Genomic DNA, 21,062 nt, shown 5'->3' with positions numbered 1-21,062 from the left:
TTCTCGTGTTCCAGCACCATCCGCACCGCGCGCGTGCGAACCTCAGGCGAGAACTTGTTCGTCGTCTTGCTCGTCATAGGCCCTTCCTCTCAGGAGTTGGGGCCTCCGACAAACCCGGCGCGGTTCAGTCGCTTATGTCCCCTTCTTTCCGCTCGGCGGCTTCAGCCCATTGCAATCGGCGGCACTGTCCGACGTTGCAGCCGCGCTCGACGCGACGCCGATGCAGGTGGCGCTTGCCTGGCTGCTCCAGCGATCGCCTAACATCCTGCTTATACCGGGCACGTCGTCGGTGGCGCATCTCCACGAAAATTTGGCCGCGGCCTCGCTAGAGCTCCCTGCCGACGCCGTGACCCGCCTCGACGCGATCGACGGGTGATCAGGCCGACCGATTGGCGAGCACCGCGTCGAGCAATCCCGGGAAGCGGCGATCGAACTCGGATCGCCGCAGGGTATTGATCATCTCGCGCCCCGCCTGGGTCGTCTCGATGAGCCCCGCTGCGCGGAGCAGCTTGAGGTGATTGGACAAGGTGCTTTTGGGGATGGCTTCGCAGGGCGCGGCATCCGAACAGCGCAACCGTTCGGCGGCCGCCAGCCGCGCGACCATCTCCAGCCGATTGGGATCGGCCAAGGCGTGCAGCGCCAGCTCGAGCGGAACGTCTTCCAGCCTTGGATGAGTGAAACGGGCCATGGAACCGATATAGGGTTTTCCAATCAATTTAATAGTTCGGGAATGTTGAACCGTTGAACTGGCGCGCCATATCCCGGCTGCCGACAGCGCACGACGCCGTGATCGCGGGCCACATCTTATGGAGTATTTACATGTCACTTCAGGACAAAAAGGCACTTGTCACCGGCGGATCGCGCGGGATCGGTGCGGCGATCGCCAAGCGGCTGGCAGCCGACGGCGCGGCGGTTGCGATCACCTATGCCGGCAACAAGGCGGCGGCGGACGCCACCGTGGCGGCGATCGAAAGCGCTGGTGGCACCGCCTTCGCCTTCCAGGCCAATGCCGGGGATCCGAGCTCGCAGCGCGGCGGTATCGAACAGGCGGCCGCGGCGCTGGGTGGGATCGACATTCTCGTCCACAATGCGGGCGTGGCGGAGTTCTCGCCCGTCGCCGACGACACCGACGAAACCTATGATCGCCAATTCGCCGTCAACGTGAAGGGCCTGCATGTCGGCACGCGCGCGGCGCTGCCGCACCTTCGCGACGGCGGGCGGATCATCCTGATCGGCAGCATCTCGGGCGAGATGGCCTTCCCCGCGACCACGGTCTATAGCGCAACCAAAGCAGCGGTTGCGGCACTGGCTCGCGGCTGGGCGAAGGACCTCGCGGCCCGCAACATCCTGGTCAATACCGTTCAGCCGGGGCCGATCGATACCGACATGAACCCGGCCGACAGCGAGTTTGCGGGGCAGGTCCTGGGCGCCATCCCGCTCGGGCGCTATGGCAAAGTCGAGGAGATCGCGGGTGCGGTCGCGTTCCTCGCCGGACCGGACGCCAGCTACATCACCGGCACGACGCTCAACATCGATGGCGGCGCGACGGCGTAAGACGACGCCTCCGCCGGTCAGGGCTGGTCGTCTAGATAGGCGGCCAGCTCTTCCGGCGTTCCGTTGGGGAAAGCCTCGCGCAGCACGTCGAGAAACGCTGACACTCTGGCGCTTAGCAGGCGGCGCGATGGGTATAGCGCCCACAAGGCGATGTCCGAACCCGTCACATCGCCCCACCATGTCAGCCGCTTCGCGGCAATATCGCGGCTGACCAACGATAGCGGCAGCCGCGCCGCCCCGCCCCCTGCCCGGACCGCATCCCGGATCATCACCAACGACGACAGCCGCAGCACCGGATCGATCGCGATCTCGCGGGCGCCGTCCGTGCCCGAGACCGTCCAGTTCCACGCCGGATCATCGCCGCGGACCACAGCGGGAACCGCGCCGCCTTCCGGCAGCGACAATTGCGCGCTCGTCACCACCACCAGCCGATCGTGCAGGAACGGCCGACCGACCAGCGCATCGTCGGCAGCCGGATCGACGCGGATCACCAGATCATAGCCCTCCTCGATCATGTCCACCGCGCGATCGTCGGCGGTGACCTCCAGCCGGACCTCGGGGTATCGCCGCGCGAAACCCGCTGCCAGCCGCCCCATCGCCGTCTGCGAGAAGAGCAGCGGCGCGCTGATCCGCAGCCGCCCCCGCACGCGCGCGCTGCCCTGCGCGATGGCGGCGGTCGTCTCCTCCAGCTCGGCCAGCAGCGCGCCGGCGCGCTCGAACAATGCCCGCCCCTCCTCGGTCAGCTTGAGGTCGCGTTGCCCCCGCTCCAAAAGCCGAAGATCGAGCGTCGCCTCCAAATTGGAGACGCGGCGGGAGAGCGTCGCCTTGGGTCTGCGGGTGGCCCGCGCCGCTTTGCCGAAGCCGCCATGGCGCGCGACCAGCGTGAAATCGGCAAGAGCAAGAAGATCCATCATGTTCCACCAGTGAGACGGTTCGTCCAGAATACGCGTCTATTTGCGCACTCATGGATCACGCATCTTTGTCGGGTCAGCAAGACCCAAGGAGAAATTCCATGACCATTCTCGTAACCGGTGCCACTGGCCGTGTCGGCCGCCAGGTCGTCGACCAGCTCATTGCCCGCGATGCCAATGTCCGCGTTCTCACCCGCGACCCTACCAAGACCACCTTTCCGGCCGGCGTCGAGGTCGCGCAGGGCGACCTGCTGGACATCGATGCCATGCGCGCCGCGTTCGCGGGCGTCCGCACGCTGTTCCTCCTGAACGCGGTGACGGGCGACGAATTCACCCAGGCGCTCATCACGCTCAATCTTGCCCGCGAGGCCGGGGTGGACCGGATCGTCTACCTGTCGGTCTTCGACGCCGACGGGGCGGTCAACGTTCCGCACTTCGCGGTTAAGTCGGGCGCCGAGCGGATGCTGGCGGCGATGGATTTCGGCGCGACGATCCTGCGGCCGACCTATTTCATCGACAACGAAGCGATGGTGAAGGACGTCATCCTCCAACACGGCGTCTACCCGATGCCGATCGGCAGCAAGGGCGTCACCATGGTGGATACCCGCGACATTGCGGAGGTCGCCGCGCTCGAACTGCTGCGCCGCGACCGCGCGCCCGAGAAGCTGCCGATCGAGACGATCAACTTGGTCGGTCCCGAGACGCTCACGGGCGAAAGCGTCGCGGCGATCTGGTCCGACGTGCTGGGCCGTCCAGTCGTCTATGGCGGTGATGACCCCAACGGGTTCGAGCAGAATATGGCGACCTTCCTGCCGCGCTGGACCGCCTATGAAATGCGCCTGATGGCGGAGCGCTATGTCAGCGACGGCATGATCCCGGACGATGGGGATCGCGAACGCCTGACCGCGATGCTCGGCCGCCCGCTGCATGGCTATCGGGAAACCGCTGCGACGTTGGCGGGCGCCTGAATAACACTGGGAGATGCCAGTCCCGGATCGCGTATCCGGCGACTGGCACGCTTCGGCAGTTCGCTGTCCGTCGGGGGCGGAGGCCTTCGGCGTCCAAGACATCCCGCAGGTGTGCGCCTAAGCCGCTGCAAATCGTTCGCCACCACTGCATTGTGCCTGTTGAGCGGCAGCATTTGGCAGAAGCTGTCGCTGGAAGCACGGGTGGCGGACGACGCAAGCTGGTCGGCAGCTGACGAACGATCGTGGGACATCTCCGACGGTCGTAGTTGCCCAACCCGATCGCGTTTGTGCTTCGAACCCGATTTACGAAAAGGGGAGTGGGGCCTGACCCCTGGGGCTCAATTTTTGCTGCAGTGCGGTAAGTACTTATTTTAAGAATCGTATTTCGATCGGTTGGTTTCCCTTCACCACGATTAGGCGGACTTCATCTGCGCTTCTTGAAGCTCGCCTTTATCACGGTGCCTCCAACCCGCAGTTGGTCGAGATAGTCCGACCACCACTGCGCCATGCGAACGCGTTCCTCCCAATGCGCGCCACGATGATATGCTGCCCGAACGCGATCCCTTTCACCATGCGCCAACGCGCGCTCGATTGCGTCAGGGTGCCAGAGGCCAGACTCGTTGAGCAGCGTGCTGGCCATCGCGCGAAAGCCATGGCTGGTCATTTCATCATGGTCGAAGCCCAGCCGTCGGAGCGCAACATTCATCGTGTTGTCAGAAATCGGACGCTGCGTGGTGTAGAGCGCGGGGAACAGATATTCGCTCGTTCGTGGAAGCGAACGCAACTCCTGCAAAAGATATATCACCTGACGCGATAGCGGCACGGCATGCGGCTGCTTCATCTTCATGCGCTCGGGCGGCACCCGCCAGACCTTGGCGACGAAGTCGATCTCGTTCCACTTAGCCTGCCGCAGTTCGCCCGGCCGGAGGAAGACGTGCGGCGCGATGCGCAGGGCATAAAGCGTTTCCGGTCGCCCTTTATAGTCCTCAATGGCCCGAAGCAGTTCCCCTACTTTCTTCGACTCGACAATAGCGGCGTGATGCTTCACGCGTGGGACGATCAGTGCGCCGCGAGAGATTTCGGCTGGATTTCGCTCGGTGCGTAACGTCGCGAAGCCGTAGCGAAACACGCGACCGGCGAAGGATCGTAGGCGAACCGCGGTCTCGTGGTGCCCCTTTCGTTCGACACGCTTCAGCGTGTCCAGCAACTCGTGCGGGGTGATCTCCGTGATCGGCCGCTTGGCGATTCCGCTCAGCAGTTCCAGAAACCAACGCGCCTTCTTCAGCGTAGCGGCGGATTTCCCCTCTCGCTCCATCTTCTCAATATATTCGCCGGCAACCAGCCCGAAGGTGGTCTTAGCCGAGTGCTCTGCCTCGAGGCGCTTCAGCCGTTTTGCCTCGACGGGGTCAAAGCCATCCGTGAGCTCAGAACGGGCCTCGTCGCGCTTCCGCCGAGCCTGTTGAAGGGTCACTTGAGGAAAGCCCCCGAGCGACAGCTTCCGCTCGATCCCGAAAACCTTGTAGCGAAATCGCCAGAGCAACGCCCCGGATGGCTGCACGAGAAGATACAGGCCGTCGCCGTCCGACACCTTGAACGGGCGATCGCGGGGCTTGAGCGCACGGATTTCGACGACGGTTAGCATGGTGGGCCACGACGCCTGCGAAGCCCCTGGTCCACCGATTCGTGGCCCACTTTTTGCGGGCCTTAGCGGAACAAAATGAGAAACCACGGGACTGTTAACAGCGATTTTATCGCAGTTTTCCGCGGATTTCTACAATGTTCTCAATATGTACTGGTGCCCCTGGCCGGACTCGAACCAGCATGCCTTTCGGCGTTCGATTTTGAGTCGAATGCGTCTACCAATTTCGCCACAGGGGCAGCGAAGGATGCGCAGGGCTAGACGAAGCTTCGCCGCGCTGCAACCCGCTTCACGTCTCCTCGCGCACCTGGGCGTGCGCCAGCAATGCGAACAGCACCGATCCGCCGAGGATGTTGCCGAACAGCGCCGGCGCCAGGAAGCCGCCCAGCACCCAGCCGAGGCTCGCCTCGCCCGCCAGCCACAGCATCCACGCCTCCACCGCGCCCGCCACGACATGCGCGAACTCGCCGAGCGAGATGAAATAGGTGCAGAACACCAGCACGAAGAATTCCTGCCGCCGCGCGCCGGGCAGCGACCACGCGATCCCCGCCATCAGGAAGCCCGCCGGCACCGCCGCGCGCACCGCATCCCAGCCGGAAAGCTCGAGCAGGCTGCGCGAGGTGTCGAGCATCGCCTTGGTGCTTGCCTCGGTTCCCACCCAGCCTTCCGTCGCGAGCCAGGCGATCAGGAACGTGCCGACGAGATTGGCCGCCAGCACCAGCCCCCAGAGCCGGCCGAGCCGTGTGACGTTGCGGAAGGTAGGGCTCGCCGCGACGGGAATCACGGCGGAGAGCGTACTTTCGGTGAACAGCTGCAGCCGGCCGAGCACGACGATCACGAAGCCCAGACAATAGCCGATGCTCGAAACCGGCAGCCGCCATTCGGTATCGGGCAGGTGACTCTCGATCAGCCCGCGCCCGAGCACCGAGGCCGCCATCGCGACGCCGGCGACCACGCCGGAGAAGAACAGCGAACTCGCCGGCCGGTCGAGTTCCTCGTCGCCCTGGCGGCGAATGACCTCGTGGATGACGCGCGAGGACGCGGCCTCGCGTTCCTGGACTTCCTCCTCCTCGTCGGGGGGAAGATCGGGCTCTTCGCCTTCGGGCGCTTCGTTTCGGGGCTGTTGCACCTGCGCTCAACGTCGATGTCGGCGGGAGGTTGCTGCCGGTCGTGCCGAAGGAGAGGAATGGCTGGAAGTGGGTGGGAAGCGGACAGTCACCTAAACCACACATCATGCATGGCGCGGAGAAAGTTGGGATCAGCGACGGGGAACCCGGACGCGGAGCCAATGACTGAATCAATGCCGCAATTGGGGCAAAGGGCGGTCCCGCTTTCATCCTCGACCCACTCTTCCACATCGCTGACCGCGAAAGTTTTTGCACAGAAGAAGCAGCCGCAAACATCGCTGCGCTCTAGATCTGTTCGGTGGTTGGTGGAATGGTGGTGAGCGGCATCGAGCGTGGTGCGTAGAAAGTCCATGAAAGCAGTGTGGGCGGCATCGGGAGCGTCCGCAACTGGGGCGGACGCTGCCGCGCTACGCAAGCCATGCGAGCAGCGCGCAGGCTATAGTGCCTGCTCCCATGATCCGCAGCCACAGCTTCCATGTCCCGCGATCCGGTCCGCCGATGGCGCCGAGATATTCCAGGATCGCCTCGATCAGCATGGCCCGCTCAGCTCCGCGGCGCCTGGCGGCGGTAGCTGAGCGCCTCCGCGACATGGATGCGCCCTACCCCCTCGGCACCCGCCAGATCGGCGATCGTCCGCGCCACCCGCAGCACCCTTGTATAGCCGCGTGCCGAGAGCCGCATCGCCTCCGCCGCCTGGGCTAGCAGCTTGCGGCCGGCGTCGTCGGGCGTGGCGACCGCCATCAGCGGCTCGCCATCGGCTTCGGCATTGGTGCGCACGGCCGTACCCGCATAGCGCGCCGTCTGGAGCCCCCGCGCCGCCGCCACCCGCGCCGCCACCTCGGCCGATCCCTCGGCGGGGGGCGGCAGGACGAGGTCGGCGGCGGTGACCGGCTGGACCTCGACATGCAGGTCGATGCGGTCGAGCAAAGGCCCGGAGACCTTAGCCTGATAGTCCGCGGCGCAGCGCGGCGCGCGGGCGCAGGCCAGCGCCGGGTCGCCGAGATGCCCGCAGCGGCAGGGGTTCATCGCCGCGATCAGCTGCACCCGCGCCGGAAAGGTCACATGCGCATTGGCCCGCGCGACGCTCACCACGCCTGCTTCCAAGGGTTGGCGGAGCGAATCGAGCACTGCCCGCTGGAACTCCGGCAGCTCGTCGAGGAACAGCACGCCGAGATGCGCGAGGCTCACCTCGCCCGGCTTGACCTTGAGCCCGCCGCCGGTCAGCGCCGCCATCGACGCCGAGTGATGCGGCGCGCGGAACGGCCGGGTGCGCGTCAGCCGCCCGCCCTGCAGCGTGCCCGCGACCGAGGCGACCATCGACACTTCCAGCGCCTCGGCCGCCTCGAGCGGCGGCAGGATGCCCGGCAGGCACGCCGCCATCAGCGACTTGCCCGCGCCCGGCGGCCCTACGAACAAGAGATTATGCCCACCCGCCGCGGCGATCTCCAGCGCGCGCTTGGCGGTCTCCTGCCCCTTCACCTGGGCGAGGTCCGGCCCCGCCCCCGGCGCATCGACCTCGCCCGGCACCGGGCTGGGCAGCAGCTGGTTGCCCTTGAAGTGGTTGAGCAGGCTGATCAGGTCGGGCGCGGCGAGCACCTCCACCTGCCCCGCCCAGCTCGCCTCGGGCCCCTGCGCGGCGGGGCAGACCAGTCCCTTGCCCGCCTCGGCCGCGTGCATCGCCGCGAGCAGCACCCCCGGCGACGGCGCGATCCGCCCGTCGAGCGCCAGCTCGCCGACCACGACATAGCCCGCGATCGTCTCGGCATCGACCGCGCCCATCGCGGCAAGCAGCGCCAGCGCGATCGGCAGGTCGAAATGCGATCCTTCCTTGGGCAGGTCGGCGGGCGAGAGGTTGAGCACGATATGCTTGGGCGGCAGCGCGAGGCCGATCGCGGCCATCGCCGCGCGCACCCGCTCGCGGCTTTCCGCCACCGCCTTGTCGGGCAGGCCGACGACGACGAACTTGGGGAGCCCGGCGACGAGGTTGCATTGCACCTCCACCGCGCGCGCTTCCAACCCCAGATAGGCTACCGTCGAGACGCTGGCGACCAAGAGAGCCCCCTCCCCGATTTGGGAGCATAGCGGCTTTTGCGCGCTACGGAAGCGGTGCGATCGACGGGGAGCGTATTGCACAAGCACCACACTCCTCCCATCTTCGGGGCGATGTGCTCCGAACCCGGCCTATCTCCGCATCCTGCGTTGACTCTGGCGCCACTTGCCCGTAATGGCGCTCGACACGCGGCCGCCCCTGTGGCGGCCCTTTTACGTTCTAGATACTCGAGGATGAGCGATGAAGCGGACCTTTCAGCCGAGCAACCTGGTGCGTGCGCGCCGGCACGGCTTCCGTGCACGGATGGCGACCCCGGGCGGTCGCAATGTGATCCGCGCCCGCCGCGCCCGCGGCCGCAAGAAGCTGTCGGCGTAAGCACCGACACGCCCTTGCTGAGCCTCGACCGGCTCACGCAGCGCAAGGACTATCTCGCCGCCAACGGGGGAAAGCGGGCACCGATGCCCGGTTTCGTCCTGCTGGTGCGCGAACGGAACGATGCCGATCCGTCGATGCGGATCGGCATTACCGTATCCAAGAAAGTTGGCAACGCCGTTATCCGCAATCGGATGAAGCGGCGCTTTCGCATGCTCGCGCGCGAAATCCTGCCAGAAGCGGGGATCGCCGGCGCGGATCACGTGCTGATCGGCCGGAATGGCGGAATCGAACGCCCCTATGCCGATCTGAAGGCGGAACTCGCCAAGGCGCTTCGGCGCGTGCGCCCCAAGGCCGACCCCAAGGTCGAATCATGATCGCGCGCCTGCTGATGCTGCTCGCGCGCGCCTGGCAGCTGGGGCCGTCGCTGATCCTGCCGCCCACCTGCCGCTACCAGCCTTCCTGTTCGGCCTATGCAATCGAGGCGCTTCGCCGCTATGGGGCGGTGAAAGGCGGCTGGCTTGCGCTCCGGCGCATCGCGCGCTGCCATCCATGGGGCGGGCACGGCCCAGATCCCGTTCCTTGAGTTTCCTTCCGGGGATTATCGGTGAAAGAAGAACAGAAGAATTTCATCCTCTTCGCGGCGTTCGCGGCGCTCGTGCTGCTCGGCTGGCCGATGATCAGCCACTGGTTTTTCCCGCAGCAGCCGGCCGCCCCCGCGAAGATGGTCGACGGCAAGCTGCAGCCGGTGCCCAATTCGGGCGTCGATCCGGCGACCAACGCCCCGAAGACGATTCGCAGCCGCGACGCGGTGCTGGCCGACAGCCCCCGCGTGGCGATCGACACGCCCGCGCTGAAGGGCTCGATCAACCTCAAGGGCCTGCGCATCGACGATCTCGTCCTGCGCGAATATGACCAGACCGTCGCCAAGAATTCGCCGCCGATCCGCCTGCTCTCGCCGAGCGGTGCCGAGGGCAGCTATTTCGCGCAGTTCGGCTGGCAGGGCGCTGGCGCGCCGGACGGCAACACCGTGTGGAAGGCCGATGGCGAGACGCTGACGCCTGCCTCGCCGGTCAGGCTCACCACCACCAACAGCGCCGGTCAGACCTTCACGGTCGAGCTGGGCGTCGATTCGAACTATATGTTCACCGTCCGCCAGACCGTCGCCAATCGCGGCGGCGCGCCGGTGGCCGTGACGCCCTATACGCTGATCTCGCGCGGCCAGCGCTCGACCGATACCAGCCAGTGGGCCGCGCATGTCGGCCCGGTCGCCGCGACCAACGATGCGGCGCACTATATCGACTGGAAGGACATCGAGAGCACGCCCCAGCAGTTCACCACCACCGGCGGCTGGGTCGGCTTCAGCGACCATTACTGGCTGACCGCGGCCATCCCCGACCAGCGCGGCGGGGTGACCATCCAGCAGCGCGGCACCGCGGCGCAGCAGTACCAGGCCGATGTCGCGCTCGCCCAGCCGATCGCGATCCGCCCGGGCAAGGAAGCGACCTATACCAGCCACTTCTTCGCCGGTGCCAAGGAAGTGAAGCTGCTCGACGCGTACCAGAAGCAGTATGACATCGCGAAGTTCGAGCGCGCGATCGACTGGGGCTGGTTCGAGATCATCGAGCGCCCGATCTTCACCTACCTCAGCTGGCTGTTCAAGCTGGTCGGCAATTTCGGCGTGGCGATCATCCTGCTGACGATCACCATCCGCGGCCTGCTCTTCCCGATCGCGCAGAAGCAGTTCGCCTCGATGGCGAAGATGCGTCAGGTGCAGCCCAAGATGAAGGCGATCCAGGAGCGCTACAAGGACGACAAGCAGCGCCAGCAGCAGGAGATCATGCAGCTGTACAAGGCGGAGAAGGTCAATCCCCTCGCCGGCTGCGCGCCGATGCTGCTGCAGATCCCGATCATGTTCGCGCTGTACAAGGTGCTGCTGCTGACGATCGAAATGCGCCACCAGCCCTTCGTGCTGTGGATCAAGGATCTGTCCGCGCCCGATCCGGCGACGATCCTCAACCTGTTCGGCTATCTGCACTTCACCCTGCCCAGCTTCCTCGCCATCGGCGTGGTGCCGGTGCTGCTCGGCGTGTCGATGTTCTTCCAGATGCGGATGAACCCGGCGCCGATGGACGAGATGCAGAAGCAGATGTTCGCGATCATGCCGTGGATGCTGATGTTCCTGATGGCGCCCTTCGCCGTCGGCCTGCAGCTCTACTGGATCACCTCGAACGTGCTGACCGTGCTCCAGCAGCAGTGGCTCTATGCGCGCCACCCGGAAATGAAGGTGCCCGTCGAGAAGCCGAGCACGGCCAAGGCCAAGTGACGACGGCGCACCCTTCCAACTCCTCCCCGGCACGGGGAGGGGGACCGCTCGCCGAAGGCGAGTGGTGGAGGGGCCGCGCCGCAAGGCGCGGAATGGCGCGGCACACCGGGAGCACCGCCGCCGACGCGGCGGCCCCTCCACCATTCGCTGGCGCGAATGGTCCCCCTCCCCGTTCCGGGGAGGAATTTCCCGCAGCAAGGCGTGTGAATTAAATGTCCTTCGACCCCGACCAGATCGAAGCCGCGCGCAAGCTGTTCGCCGGCCCCATCGCCTTCCTCAAGTCCGCGCCCGCGCTGGAGCATCTGCCCGCGCCGACGGTGCCGGAGGTGGCCTTCGCGGGCCGTTCGAACGTCGGCAAGTCGTCGCTGATCAACGCGCTGACCAACCGCAACAGCCTCGCCCGCACCTCGGTGACGCCCGGCCGCACGCAGGAGCTCAACTTCTTCGACGTCGGCGAGCCGCTGCGCTTCCGCCTGGTCGACATGCCCGGCTATGGCTTCGCCAAGGCGCCCAAGGACATGGTCCGCAAGTGGCGCTACCTGGTGAACGACTATCTGCGCGGCCGGCAGGAGCTGAAGCGCGCGCTGGTGCTGATCGATTCGCGCCACGGCATCAAGGATGTCGATCGCGAGATCCTCGAGATGCTCGACGATGCCGCCGTCAGCTACCGCATCGTCCTCACCAAGACCGACAAGATCAAGGCGAGCGAGCTGGCCGAGGTCACCGCGCGCACGGTGGACGAGGCGCGCAAGCGCGCCGCCGCCCACCCGGAGATCCTCGCGACGTCGAGCGACAAGGGCATGGGCCTGCCCGAACTGCGCGCCGCGGTGCTCGAAGCGATCGGCTGAGCCCGGGCATGGAGCCGCTCTTCTCCTACGGCACGCTCCAGCTCGAGCAGGTACAGCGCCGCCAGTTCGGCCGGCTGCTCGACGGCACCGACGACGTGCTCCACGGCTATGTGATCACCGAGATCCAGATCCGCGACCCCGCCGTGCTCGACGCCAGTGGCATCGAGACGCATCTCGCGCTGGTCCCCGGCGACGGCCCGCCGATTGCGGGCAAGGTCTTCCAGCTCACCCCGAAGGAGCTGGAAGCCGCCGACGTCTACGAAAGCGAGAATTATGTCCGGGTGCGGGTGCCCCTCGCCTCGGGCACCCACGCTTGGGTGTATGTAAAGGCCGAGGCCTAGGCAGGGTTGTACTTGGCGAGGAAGGCTTCCATCGCCTTGAGGAAGGTCAGCCGATCGTCGGCGCGGCTGAAGAAATGGTCGGCCTCGCGCTGTTCGAGGAACTCATAGCTCTTGCCTGCCGACTTGAGCGCGTCGGCCATCACCTTGCTCTGGTTGAACGGCACGCGCCGATCCTTCTTGCCGTGCACCAGCAACACGGGAATCGAGAAATCCTGCGCGTGGAAGTACGGCGAGACCGCGCGGAAATCCTGCGCCTTGGACTTGATATAGTCCTTCACCGCGCCGCCGCCGAGGAACTGCGAGTCATAGCTGACCATCCGCTGGAGGTCGGACACGCCGGCATAGGACACGGCGCAGCGAAACAGCGCGCCGTCGCGCTGCGCCGCCCGAAGCGCCGCATAGCCGCCATAGGAGGCGCCGACCACGCACACTCGCTTGGGATCGGCGATGCCGCGGTCGGCCAATGCCTTCACCGCATCGTTGAGGTCGTCCTGCATCGCCAGGCCCCATTGGCCGTCGCCCTTGCGGAGGAACGGGGTGCCGAGTCCGGACGAGCCGCGATAATTGGGCTGGATCACCGCATAGCCACGGTCGGCAAGGAACTGGGCGATGAAGTCCCAGCTCTCCTCGTCCCGCGCCTGCGGGCCGCCATGGGGCATCAGGATCAGCGGCAGGTTCTTGCCCGTGCTGCCGCGCGGCAGGGTGAGCACGGCGGGGATTTCGAGGCCGTCGCGCGCCTTGTACTGGATTGTCGTCACCGGGTGGAGACGGCGCAGCCCCAGCGTCTGGTTGTTCATCGACAGCGCCGTCATCCCGTCGTCGGCGGCGGTGTAGATGAAATAGGCGCCCGGCGCGCTCGCGTCGCCGACATGGGCGATCACCACCGAGCGATCGGCGCTGTAGCTGGTGATCTGCACGCGCGCGCCCTTCACCCGCTCGCTGAGCTTGCGCTGCAGCGCCGCCATGCCGGGATCGAACCATTCGGTGCGGGCCGCCTTCTCGGTCACTCCCACCCCCAGCAGCGTGGAGGTGCGCGGGTCGATCACCGGGCCGTCGATGTCGTAGCCGGCGACGCCGAACACCTTCTTGCCCCGTTGCATCGTCGTCAGGTCATATTCCCAGAGCGTCGAAAAGCCCGCGTCGTCGTCCTGCACCACCAGTGCCTTGCCGGGGTCCGACAGGAACAGCTTGGGCATCAGCAGGTCGTCGTTGATGCCCTTGGCGCGATCGATCACCCGGAAGCTGTCGCGCGCGCTGGGGCGATAGAGCAGCCGGCGCTGGCGCCCGTCCATCGACGCGCCGACGCCCATGCGGACCGTGCCGCTGCCATCGGCATACCAGTCCATCACCCCTTCGCGGCCTTCCATCACCGGGCGGTGGCGGCCGGTGGTGACGTCGACCTCGTCCACCTTCGGCCAGAAGCCGGGTTCGTTGGTGTAGATCGAGGTCTGGGCGGACAGCAGCACCCTAGTCGAGCCGTCATGCGGCATCCACAGCACGTCGTCACCATTCTGGGCGGTGTCGCGGGTGTTGAGCGATACCAGCTTGGCCGTAGCGGCCTCGACGCTGATCGCGCGGGTGATCGGCCATTTGTCGCCTTCGACGTCCACTTCGCGGCGGACGCCGATCACCAGCCAGGCATCGTTCACCCAGCGCCACCAGTTGATGTCGATGTCGCCGGCGCCGATGACCTTGCGGTTGCCGCCGTCGAGATCCATCACCGCGAAATATTGCGCGCCGTTGATCGCGAGCTTGGCCGCGATGTGCTTGCCGTCGGGCGACAGCTCCGGGCGCTGCACCGCCGGCAGTTCGGCGAACACCGCGACATCGAGCCGCGCCGGCGCCGCGGCCTTGCCCGCATCGGCCGTCGCCTGTTGCTGCGCGCCCGCCGGAATCGCCAGCCCGCACAGCATCGCCGCCGCCGCCAGCAGCCGCCCCTTCTTCTGCATTCTTGCCCCCGGATAGCATCGATTCGCGGCCCCCGTCGCGATAGCAGGCAAGCTGCGACCGATTTCCATAACGCGCAATGGCGATGGTTGCTGTCCTCCCCGCCCAAGGCTATCCCGGGGGCATGAAGCTCATCATCGGCAACAAGGCCTACTCCTCCTGGTCCCTCCGCGGCTGGCTCGCCTGCAAGCTCTCCGGGCTCCCGTTCGAGGAGACGGTCGTGCCGATGTACGACCAGGATTGGGACAAGCGCCGCCAGGGCGCGGAGTTCGCCCCCTCCTCGGGCAAGGTGCCGATCCTGTGGGACGACGACGCGGTGGTGTGGGACAGCCTGGCGATCGTCGAATATCTCAACGACAAGACCGGCAACACCCTGTTCTGGCCGGAAGACCCCGCGGCGCGGGCGATGGCGCGGTCGATGGCGGCGGAGATGCACTCGAGCTTCACCGCGCTGCGCAGCAAGCACAGCATGAACGTGCGCCAGGTCTATCCGGCCGCGCCGGTCGATGCGGACGTGGCAGCCGATCTCGCGCGGATCATGGAGCTCTGGGCCCAGGCCCGCGCCCGCTATGGCAGCGAGGAGCCGTTCCTGTTCGGCAAATTCGGCGCGGCCGACATCATGTTCGCACCGGTGGTGACGCGGATCGTCACCTATTCGCTGCCCGTCCCCCGCTTTGCGCAGAGCTACATGCTCGCCGTGCTCCAGCATCCCTTTATGCAGGACTGGATCGCCGGGGCGCAGGAAGAGGAATGGGTTATCGAGAAGTACGAACTGCCGGTGGTGTGAAACCGTACCTAAGCCCCCCCCCTTTAGGGGAGGGGTTGGGGTGGGGCTGTGTCTCGATAGAGACCAACAGACGTTCTGGAATCCCTCCACCCCCAACCCCTCCTCCAAGGAGGAGGGGCTTAAGATCTGGACCTACTTCAACCGCTCGGTCTGGTACCGCGTGCCGTCCTTGCGGAAATAGCCTTCGGGCGTGAATACCATGTCGATGTCGGGATAGTCCCCGCTCCCGCGCGGCCCCGCCCCGATCGCCAGGAACACGGCGTCAGCGTCCGACCGGTTCTGCAGATGATGCCCATCGGCCACCCCGGCCGGGAACGCCGCGCAGTCGCCGGCACGCAGCAGCGTCTCGCCGCCATCCTCCACCAGCACCGCCTCGCCCGCCAGCATCACGACGAACTCGTCCTCCTGATCGTGCCAGTGGCGCTGCGACGACCAGGCGCCGGGCTTGAGCACGACATGGCTCACCCCCATCGCCGTCAGCCCGCTTGGCGGCGCCAGCCTGCGATACCAGCGGCCTGCCACCGGCGCGTCGAACGGTGGCGGATAGCCGGTGGCATTCGTCTGCGGGATTGTATCCAGGTCCAGCTTGGGCAATGTCGCCTCCCTTGTGTTTGGGAGGTAGTGTGCCGGACGTCGTCGAACTCACCAAGGCCCTGATCGGCGCCGAAAGCGTCACGCCCGCGCGCGGCAGCGTGTTCGACGTGCTCGAGCAGGCGCTCCTGCCCCTCGGCTTCCGCGTCGAGCGCTTCGTCGAGGGCGAGGCGCCCGACGGCCCGGTCGAGAACCTGCTCGCGGTGCGTGGGCACGGCGGCCCGCACCTCGCCTTTGCCGGCCATCTCGACGTCGTGCCGCCCGGCGAGGGCTGGACCAGCGGCGCCTTCGCCCCCGAGATCCGCGGCGACCTGCTCTATGGCCGCGGCGCCGTCGACATGAAGGGCGCGATCGCCGCATTCGTCGCCGCCGCCGCGCAGGTGCCCGCACGCGGCACCACCAGCCTGATCATCACCGGCGACGAGGAAGGCCCCGCCACCTATGGCACGCCCAAGCTGATCGAACGCATGGCCGAGCGCGGCCTCGTCCCCGATTGCTGCGTCGTCGGCGAGCCTACCTCGGCGCAGCGGCTGGGTGACACGATCAAGATCGGCCGACGCGGCTCGACGGTGATCGACATCGCGGTGATCGGCCGCCAGGGACACGTCGCCTACCCCCACCTCGCCGACAATCCGGTCCCCCGCCTCGTCCACGCGCTGGCCGAGATCGACGCGATCGTGCTGGACGAGGGCAATGCCTGGTTCCAGCCCTCCAACATCGAGGTGATCGACTTGGGCGTCGGCAACAAGGCGACCAACGTCATCCCCGCCCGCGCCGCCGCGCGCATCAGCATCCGCTTCAACGACCAGCAACGCGGCCCCGATCTGATCGACCGCATCCGCGAGGTGGTCGCCCGCCACGCCCCCCATGCCGAAGTGACCGGCCGCGTCTATGGCGAGGCGTTCCTCACCGAGCCCGGCCCGCTTTCGGAGCTGGTCAGCGGCGCGATCCGCGACGTGCTGGGGGTGGACGCCGAACTGTCGACCACCGGCGGCACCTCGGACGCGCGCTTCCTTTCGCGCGTCTGCCCGGTGGTGGAATTCGGCCTGCTCAACGCAACGATGCACAAGCTCGACGAAGCGGTGGCGCTCGCCGACCTGCGCGCGCTGACGGAGGTCTATGTGGAAATCTTGCGGCGGGTCTGACGGGTCAGGCGGTAGCGCGGCGCGGCGCCATGTCCTGCGCCCAGGCGAGGAAGTCCGCCTCGCCCATCGGCGCGCCGATCGCATAGCCCTGCAGCACGTCGCAGCCAATCACCCGCAACACCGCGGCCTGGGCCTCGCTCTCGATGCCCTCGGCCACGGCCTCGCAGCCGATTCCGTGGACGAGGCCGATCACCGCCTGCGCGACGGCGCGTGCCTCCGGATTGGTCGCGACATGCTCGATCAGGCTGCGGTCGAGCTTCACCCGGTCGATCGGCAGCCGCCGCAGCCGCGCGAGGTTCGAATAGCCGGTGCCGAAATCATCGACCGCGATCGTGGCGCCGGCCGAACGCAGCGTCGCGATCGCGCGCAGCACGTCCTCCGAGCAGTGCATCGCCAGCGTCTCGCTGATCTCCAGTTCGAGCAACCGGGCGGGCGCCTGCGCAGCCAGCATCGCCGCGCGGAGGTGGCGGAAGAAGCTGGCATGATCGATCTGACGCTGGCTGACATTGACCGCCAGCCGCTGCTCGATGCCGAGCCGGGCCCAGCGCGCGATGGTGTTCGCCACCGTCGCCACCACCCAGTCGCCGATCTCGACGATCAGCCCGGTCTCCTCGGCGCGCTGCAGGAACGAGCCCGGCAGCTTGGTGCCGTCCGGATGCTGCCAGCGCAGCAGCGCCTCGGCGCCGACGATGGCACCGCTGCTCGCCGAGACCTGCGGCTGGAAGACCAGCGCGAATTCGTCATGCTCGATGGCGGCGCGGAGTTCGGTCTCCAGCCGGGCCCGCGCGATCATCTGCGCGGCGAGGCCGTCGCTGAAGGTTTCGACCCGGCCGCGGCCCTGGGTCTTGGCCTGGTACATCGCCGCATCGGCGGCACCCATCAGCTCGTGCAGCGTCACGCCGTGATCGGGATAGAGCGCCAGCCCGACCGACGCCCCGATGCAGACCTGCTGGCCGGCAAGGTCGAACGGCTCGGACAGCGCGTCCAGCACCTTCGCGCCCACCCGCTCGCGCGCCTGGGGATCGGGCAGATCGGCGAAGAACAGGGTGAACTCGTCGCCGGCGAGGCGGCCGATCAGCGGCGTCTCGCCATGGTTGAACGCGGCGCACTGGTCGCCCACGGCGCGCAGCCGGTTGGCGACCATGCCAAGCAGCACGTCGCCTACCGCATGGCCCAACGTGTCGTTGACCGCCTTGAAGCGATCGAGATCGATGAAGAACAGCACCGCGCGTGCTTCCGCGTGCGCGTCTTCGAGCATCCGCTCGGCACTGCGACGGAAATGCGGGCGGTTGGCGAGGCCGGTCACCGTATCGAACATGGCGAGCCGGTGCACGCTCTCCAGATTACCGCGCAGCTTGAGGAACAGCTCGTCCATCGACTCGGCGAGGCGCGGGGCGCCTTGTGCGAGCGCGATCGGCAGCGGGCTTTCGAGGTCGCCCAGCGCGGCGGCATGCAACCGATCGACCGCGGCTGTGAGAGCGGCGTTGCGGCGCGGCTGGAGCAGGACCAGCACGGCGAGAACGGTGAGAACGACCAGCGGCACGGCCAGCGCGACCGCGACGCCCAGCACGTTCAGCGTCGCGCCGGCCGCCCATGCGGCACCGACGAGCAGGCAGGCTGCAAGCGCAGCCGCGCCTGCCACTCCCCTTCCCATGCCTCGCTCCCCCCAGCGCATTGCCGATCGACGCTCCAAAAGATCCCCAGCGGCACCGACAGTAGATGGCGCCGCTGTAGACTTCGCATGCATTAGTTAAGAAATTCAGGACTTCTACAAAGACCGGGGGCGCCGCAACACAATGTACAGCGCGCCTGCGCCGCCGTGGCGCGGATGCGCCTGACGTACCGCGGCAATTTTGTCCGAATGCCGCGAAGCCGCCAACCAGTCCCCCACCGCCGCCCGAATGGCGCCGCGGGCGTGCGGCCGCTCCGACTCGGGGCGCGGCGGCTTGCCGGTGACCAGCAACAACACGCGGTCACCGCGTGCGATTGCCTGGGCGAGCCCCGCATCGAGTCGATCATAGGCGGCGTGGAGATTGTGCCCGTGCAGGTCGATCGAGCTTTCCGGCGCCACCAGCCCGCGGGAGAGCCGGCGGTCCCAGCTCGCGTCGAGCGTGCGGCGCTCGTGCGTGTCGGGCATCGGCGTCGAGAGGGTAATCGCCGGGCGGGCCGGCCTTGTCGGCGTGAGCTTGCCGATCGGTATGACGAGCGGCGCGCGGGCCGGCCGGGCAACGGGTTGCGGCACCGGTGCCGGTGCCGGCTCGGGCGCCAGTCGCTTGGGCGCGGTGCGGACATGGAGCGGCGTGACGCTCGCAATCACCTTCTGCCACAGCGCCGCTTCCTCGGGCGCCAGATCGCGGCGCCCGCGCCCGCTCATGGCTGAGGAATCGTAGGCTGGGGAGGTACAGGCTGCGACGTAACCGTCTGAGTTGCGTTCAGCCGGGCAAGCGTGCCCTTGGGGAGCAGCAGCCAAGCGGTACCGCGCGCGGCCATGCCACCGGCGATCGCGCGCGCATCGTCGCCCGCGCCCCAGAAGGTATCGACGCGGTTGGCGCCCTTGATCGCGCCGCCGGTATCCTGCGCCACCCACAGCCCGGTGGCATCGGTGCGGTCCATCGACAGGAACAGCGGCGCGCCGAGCGGGATGAACTTCGGGTCCGCGGCAACGCTGGTCCAGCCGGCGACAGGATAGCCCATCGCGCCGAGCGGCCCCGCGCCGTTCAGTTCCTTGAAGAAGACGAAGCTCTTGTTCTCGCGCATGATTGCGCGTCCTTCTTCCGGGTGCTCGCGCAGCCAGGCGACGATGCCCTGCATCGAGGTCTGGCCGGGGCCGAGCAGCCCGCGGTCCTTCATCAGCTTGCCGATGCCGGTATAGTCGCGACCGTTTTGCCCGGCATAGCCGATGCGCACCACCTGCCCGTCCGGCCCCTTGAGCCGGCCCGAGCCCTGCACCTGCAGGAAGAACATCTCGATCGGATCGGCCGCCCAGGCGACCACGGGGGCATGCCCTTCCAGCGCGCCCTGCTCGATCTGGGTGCGGTCGTAATAGGGGACGAACTGGCGGCCATCGACGCGGCCGCGAATCTTCTTGCCCTTCAGCGCATCGGAAAAGAGCCCGAGATCGACCTCGATCAGATTGTCGGGGACGCCGTACACGGGCACGTCATAGCCCGCGCGCCGCGTCCGCACGCCGGCGATCTCGGGCTCGTAATAACCGGTGGCGAAGGCGGCGCCATTGCCGACCTGCACCGTCTCGAACCATTGGGCGAAGAAGGGCGCGGCGTCGCCCGACCAGCTCGCCGCGGCGGCGCAGGCATTGGTCCAGTCGGTGCCGGTGGTCAGGCCCGAGGTGTCGGTCCGGCGCAGCAGCCCCGGGCAGCTGAGCTTGAACGCGGCGAGCGCGCGCTTGGCATTGTCGGAGGTGATCGGCAGGTTTTCGATCGCCGGACCGGCGACCAGCCCGGCCATCGCCGCGGTGGTCGCGCCGGTCACAACGGGTGCGGCCGGCATTGCGGGCAGCGGCGTCGCGGCGATCAGCTGGCGCGCGGGAAGATTGGCGGGCGTCTCGGGCAGCGCGGCGCCCGGGCGCGGACGCTCGGGCGCAGGTTCCGGGCGGACCGGCGCGGGCCGCGTGCCCGCCTCCGGGGGAACGATGCCGCTCGAACATGCGCCGAGCAGCCCCGCGAGCGCCAATCCCCCGATAATCCGCATAGCGCCTCTCAGGCTTCGTCAGTCTCGACCAGCTTCCAGTTCGGATCATCGCTGCGCAGCTTGCGAGCGAACGTCCAGACGTCGTGGGTGGTCACCGCATCGCTCAGCGAGCCGGCGATCACGTTGCCCTCGGCATCGCGGGTCACCGCAACGATATCGGCATCGAAGCGCACGGTGACGCGAGCCACCTTGTTCTCCACGCCGGCCTCGGAAATGGTCGCGCGCTCGATCGAGACCAGGCGGTTGTCGAGCACCTCGCCGGTCACCTTGCGATCGGCGATCGCCTGTTCGAACGCGGCGCGCACCTCGTCATCGACCAGGAAACGCAGGGTTTCCTCGTCGCCCTTCCAAAAGGCTTCGAGCACCATGCGATAGGCCGACTTGGCGCCTTCGAGGAACTTGGCGACGTCGAAGCTCGAGTCCGCCGCGACCACGGCGCGCAGGCCGGTCTCGGCACCCGAGTCGATCGTGCGATTCGCCGAGTCGCGGACCTCGGGCAGCGCCTCGATCGTCCGCGTTACGGGCGGCGCGGCGACGCGCTCCTCGGCGGGCTTGGGCAGCGGCTGCTCATGCCCGGTACGCTTGCCGAGTACCGCATACAGCCGAAGCGCCAGGAAACCGGCCACCATCGCGAACAGAATGACGTAGAACACTGGCCCTCCAAAGCCTCCGTCTCTAGTACATAGGCTTTCGTGCCGCCGGATTCAAACCGTACGATGGGCCGTACGATTGCGCCACCGGCACACGC

23 protein-coding genes, 1 tRNA gene and 1 pseudogene are annotated in these 21,062 nt (G+C 67.3%); 11 read left to right on the top strand and 14 right to left on the bottom strand.

Annotated features, from left to right (window positions below; all coding sequences use genetic code 11):
- Positions 1-127 precede the first annotated feature (127 nt).
- Positions 128-376 (top strand): annotated as a pseudogene (locus CA234_RS16965) (aldo/keto reductase); the annotation flags it as partial.
- Here CA234_RS16965 and CA234_RS16960 read toward each other — a convergent pair.
- Positions 377-688 carry a helix-turn-helix domain-containing protein gene (locus CA234_RS16960; protein ID WP_125978276.1) on the bottom strand — a complete coding sequence of 104 codons (312 nt, stop codon included), beginning with the start codon at positions 686-688 and terminating at the stop codon, positions 377-379.
- 131 nt (positions 689-819) lie between these two features.
- On the opposite strand from CA234_RS16960, the gene CA234_RS16955 reads away from it, so the two are divergent.
- Positions 820-1,554, top strand: a complete 735-nt coding sequence (locus tag CA234_RS16955; RefSeq protein WP_206431225.1) for an SDR family oxidoreductase — start codon at positions 820-822, stop codon at positions 1,552-1,554.
- A gap of 17 nt (positions 1,555-1,571) precedes the next feature.
- On the opposite strand, the gene CA234_RS16950 is transcribed toward CA234_RS16955, so the two are convergent.
- Positions 1,572-2,468 carry a LysR family transcriptional regulator gene (locus tag CA234_RS16950; protein WP_241213554.1) on the bottom strand — a complete coding sequence of 299 codons (897 nt, stop codon included), beginning with the start codon at positions 2,466-2,468 and terminating at the stop codon, positions 1,572-1,574.
- A gap of 98 nt (positions 2,469-2,566) precedes the next feature.
- Here CA234_RS16950 and CA234_RS16945 point away from each other — a divergent pair, with 98 nt between their 5' ends.
- A complete protein-coding gene (locus CA234_RS16945) occupies positions 2,567-3,433 on the top strand; it encodes an NmrA/HSCARG family protein (protein WP_125978272.1) in 867 nt (288 codons plus the stop codon).
- A gap of 424 nt (positions 3,434-3,857) precedes the next feature.
- Here CA234_RS16945 and CA234_RS16940 read toward each other — a convergent pair whose 3' ends face one another.
- The 6 genes from CA234_RS16940 to CA234_RS16920 all read right to left on the bottom strand — a co-directional run bounded on the left by CA234_RS16940 (position 3,858) and on the right by CA234_RS16920 (position 8,251).
- Positions 3,858-5,075: an integrase arm-type DNA-binding domain-containing protein gene (locus tag CA234_RS16940; RefSeq protein ID WP_126002304.1), complete on the bottom strand. Its 1,218-nt coding sequence runs from the start codon at positions 5,073-5,075 to the stop codon at positions 3,858-3,860.
- Positions 5,076-5,226: 151 nt separating this feature from the next.
- A tRNA-Leu gene (locus CA234_RS16935) sits at positions 5,227-5,311 on the bottom strand.
- A gap of 50 nt (positions 5,312-5,361) precedes the next feature.
- Positions 5,362-6,201 carry a formate/nitrite transporter family protein gene (locus CA234_RS16930; protein ID WP_125978268.1) on the bottom strand — a complete coding sequence of 280 codons (840 nt, stop codon included), beginning with the start codon at positions 6,199-6,201 and terminating at the stop codon, positions 5,362-5,364.
- 86 nt (positions 6,202-6,287) lie between these two features.
- A complete protein-coding gene (locus CA234_RS16925) occupies positions 6,288-6,551 on the bottom strand; it encodes a cytoplasmic protein (RefSeq protein ID WP_125978266.1) in 264 nt (87 codons plus the stop codon).
- Between the two features lie 55 nt (positions 6,552-6,606).
- A complete protein-coding gene (locus tag CA234_RS25270; protein ID WP_277600126.1) occupies positions 6,607-6,735 on the bottom strand; it encodes a hypothetical protein in 129 nt (42 codons plus the stop codon).
- Positions 6,736-6,742: 7 nt separating this feature from the next.
- Positions 6,743-8,251 carry a YifB family Mg chelatase-like AAA ATPase gene (locus CA234_RS16920; protein ID WP_126002303.1) on the bottom strand — a complete coding sequence of 503 codons (1,509 nt, stop codon included), beginning with the start codon at positions 8,249-8,251 and terminating at the stop codon, positions 6,743-6,745.
- Positions 8,252-8,489: 238 nt separating this feature from the next.
- Here CA234_RS16920 and rpmH point away from each other — a divergent pair, with 238 nt between their 5' ends.
- The 6 genes from rpmH to CA234_RS16885 all read left to right on the top strand — a co-directional run bounded on the left by rpmH (position 8,490) and on the right by CA234_RS16885 (position 12,136).
- Complete coding sequence (rpmH, locus tag CA234_RS16915) at positions 8,490-8,624, top strand: 50S ribosomal protein L34 (RefSeq protein ID WP_010545931.1); 135 nt, start codon at positions 8,490-8,492, stop codon at positions 8,622-8,624.
- Positions 8,625-8,638: 14 nt separating this feature from the next.
- Positions 8,639-8,998: a ribonuclease P protein component gene (rnpA, locus tag CA234_RS16910; protein WP_126002302.1), complete on the top strand. Its 360-nt coding sequence runs from the start codon at positions 8,639-8,641 to the stop codon at positions 8,996-8,998.
- A complete protein-coding gene (yidD, locus tag CA234_RS16905; RefSeq protein ID WP_010545929.1) occupies positions 8,995-9,207 on the top strand; it encodes a membrane protein insertion efficiency factor YidD in 213 nt (70 codons plus the stop codon). Before rnpA ends, yidD begins: the two co-directional genes overlap by 4 nt.
- A gap of 21 nt (positions 9,208-9,228) precedes the next feature.
- On the top strand, positions 9,229-10,947 hold the full coding sequence (yidC, locus tag CA234_RS16900; RefSeq protein ID WP_126002301.1) for a membrane protein insertase YidC: 1,719 nt from the start codon (positions 9,229-9,231) through the stop codon (positions 10,945-10,947).
- 212 nt (positions 10,948-11,159) lie between these two features.
- Positions 11,160-11,795, top strand: coding sequence for a ribosome biogenesis GTP-binding protein YihA/YsxC (gene yihA / locus CA234_RS16890; protein WP_126002300.1), 636 nt, complete (start codon positions 11,160-11,162; stop codon positions 11,793-11,795).
- An 8-nt stretch (positions 11,796-11,803) separates the two neighbouring features.
- On the top strand, positions 11,804-12,136 hold the full coding sequence (locus CA234_RS16885; protein WP_125978255.1) for a gamma-glutamylcyclotransferase family protein: 333 nt from the start codon (positions 11,804-11,806) through the stop codon (positions 12,134-12,136).
- Here the strand turns inward: CA234_RS16885 and CA234_RS16880 are convergent.
- Complete coding sequence (locus CA234_RS16880) at positions 12,133-14,085, bottom strand: S9 family peptidase (RefSeq protein WP_126002299.1); 1,953 nt, start codon at positions 14,083-14,085, stop codon at positions 12,133-12,135. The genes CA234_RS16885 and CA234_RS16880 overlap by 4 nt on opposite strands.
- Positions 14,086-14,207: 122 nt before the next feature.
- On the opposite strand from CA234_RS16880, the gene CA234_RS16875 reads away from it, so the two are divergent.
- A complete protein-coding gene (locus CA234_RS16875; protein ID WP_125978251.1) occupies positions 14,208-14,870 on the top strand; it encodes a glutathione S-transferase family protein in 663 nt (220 codons plus the stop codon).
- A 132-nt stretch (positions 14,871-15,002) separates the two neighbouring features.
- On the opposite strand, the gene CA234_RS16870 is transcribed toward CA234_RS16875, so the two are convergent.
- Entirely contained in the window at positions 15,003-15,464 is a 462-nt protein-coding gene (locus CA234_RS16870; protein WP_125977252.1) for a cupin domain-containing protein, read from the bottom strand.
- Here CA234_RS16870 and dapE point away from each other — a divergent pair.
- On the top strand, positions 15,464-16,606 hold the full coding sequence (gene dapE / locus CA234_RS16865) for a succinyl-diaminopimelate desuccinylase (RefSeq protein ID WP_125977251.1): 1,143 nt from the start codon (positions 15,464-15,466) through the stop codon (positions 16,604-16,606). The two genes, CA234_RS16870 and dapE, sit on opposite strands and share 1 nt — an antisense overlap.
- A gap of 4 nt (positions 16,607-16,610) precedes the next feature.
- On the opposite strand, the gene CA234_RS16860 is transcribed toward dapE, so the two are convergent.
- The 4 genes from CA234_RS16860 to CA234_RS16845 form a co-directional block, all read right to left on the bottom strand.
- The gene (locus CA234_RS16860; protein WP_125977250.1) at positions 16,611-18,260 is read right to left on the bottom strand and encodes an EAL domain-containing protein; all 1,650 of its coding nucleotides are present in this window, start codon (positions 18,258-18,260) and stop codon (positions 16,611-16,613) included.
- Positions 18,261-18,374: 114 nt separating this feature from the next.
- Positions 18,375-18,980, bottom strand: coding sequence for a Smr/MutS family protein (locus tag CA234_RS16855; RefSeq protein ID WP_125977249.1), 606 nt, complete (start codon positions 18,978-18,980; stop codon positions 18,375-18,377).
- Positions 18,977-20,314, bottom strand: a complete 1,338-nt coding sequence (locus tag CA234_RS16850) for a murein transglycosylase A (protein ID WP_125977248.1) — start codon at positions 20,312-20,314, stop codon at positions 18,977-18,979. Before CA234_RS16850 ends, CA234_RS16855 begins: the two co-directional genes overlap by 4 nt.
- An 8-nt stretch (positions 20,315-20,322) precedes the next feature.
- Positions 20,323-20,967, bottom strand: coding sequence for a Tim44/TimA family putative adaptor protein (locus tag CA234_RS16845; protein ID WP_125977247.1), 645 nt, complete (start codon positions 20,965-20,967; stop codon positions 20,323-20,325).
- Between the last annotated feature and the right edge of the window lie 95 nt (positions 20,968-21,062).

Source organism: Sphingomonas sp. ABOLE, from assembly GCF_003950455.1.
In the GTDB taxonomy this organism is placed as follows: Bacteria; Pseudomonadota; Alphaproteobacteria; order Sphingomonadales; family Sphingomonadaceae; genus Sphingomonas; species Sphingomonas trueperi.
This window is presented reverse-complemented; position numbering and strand designations above follow the sequence as displayed.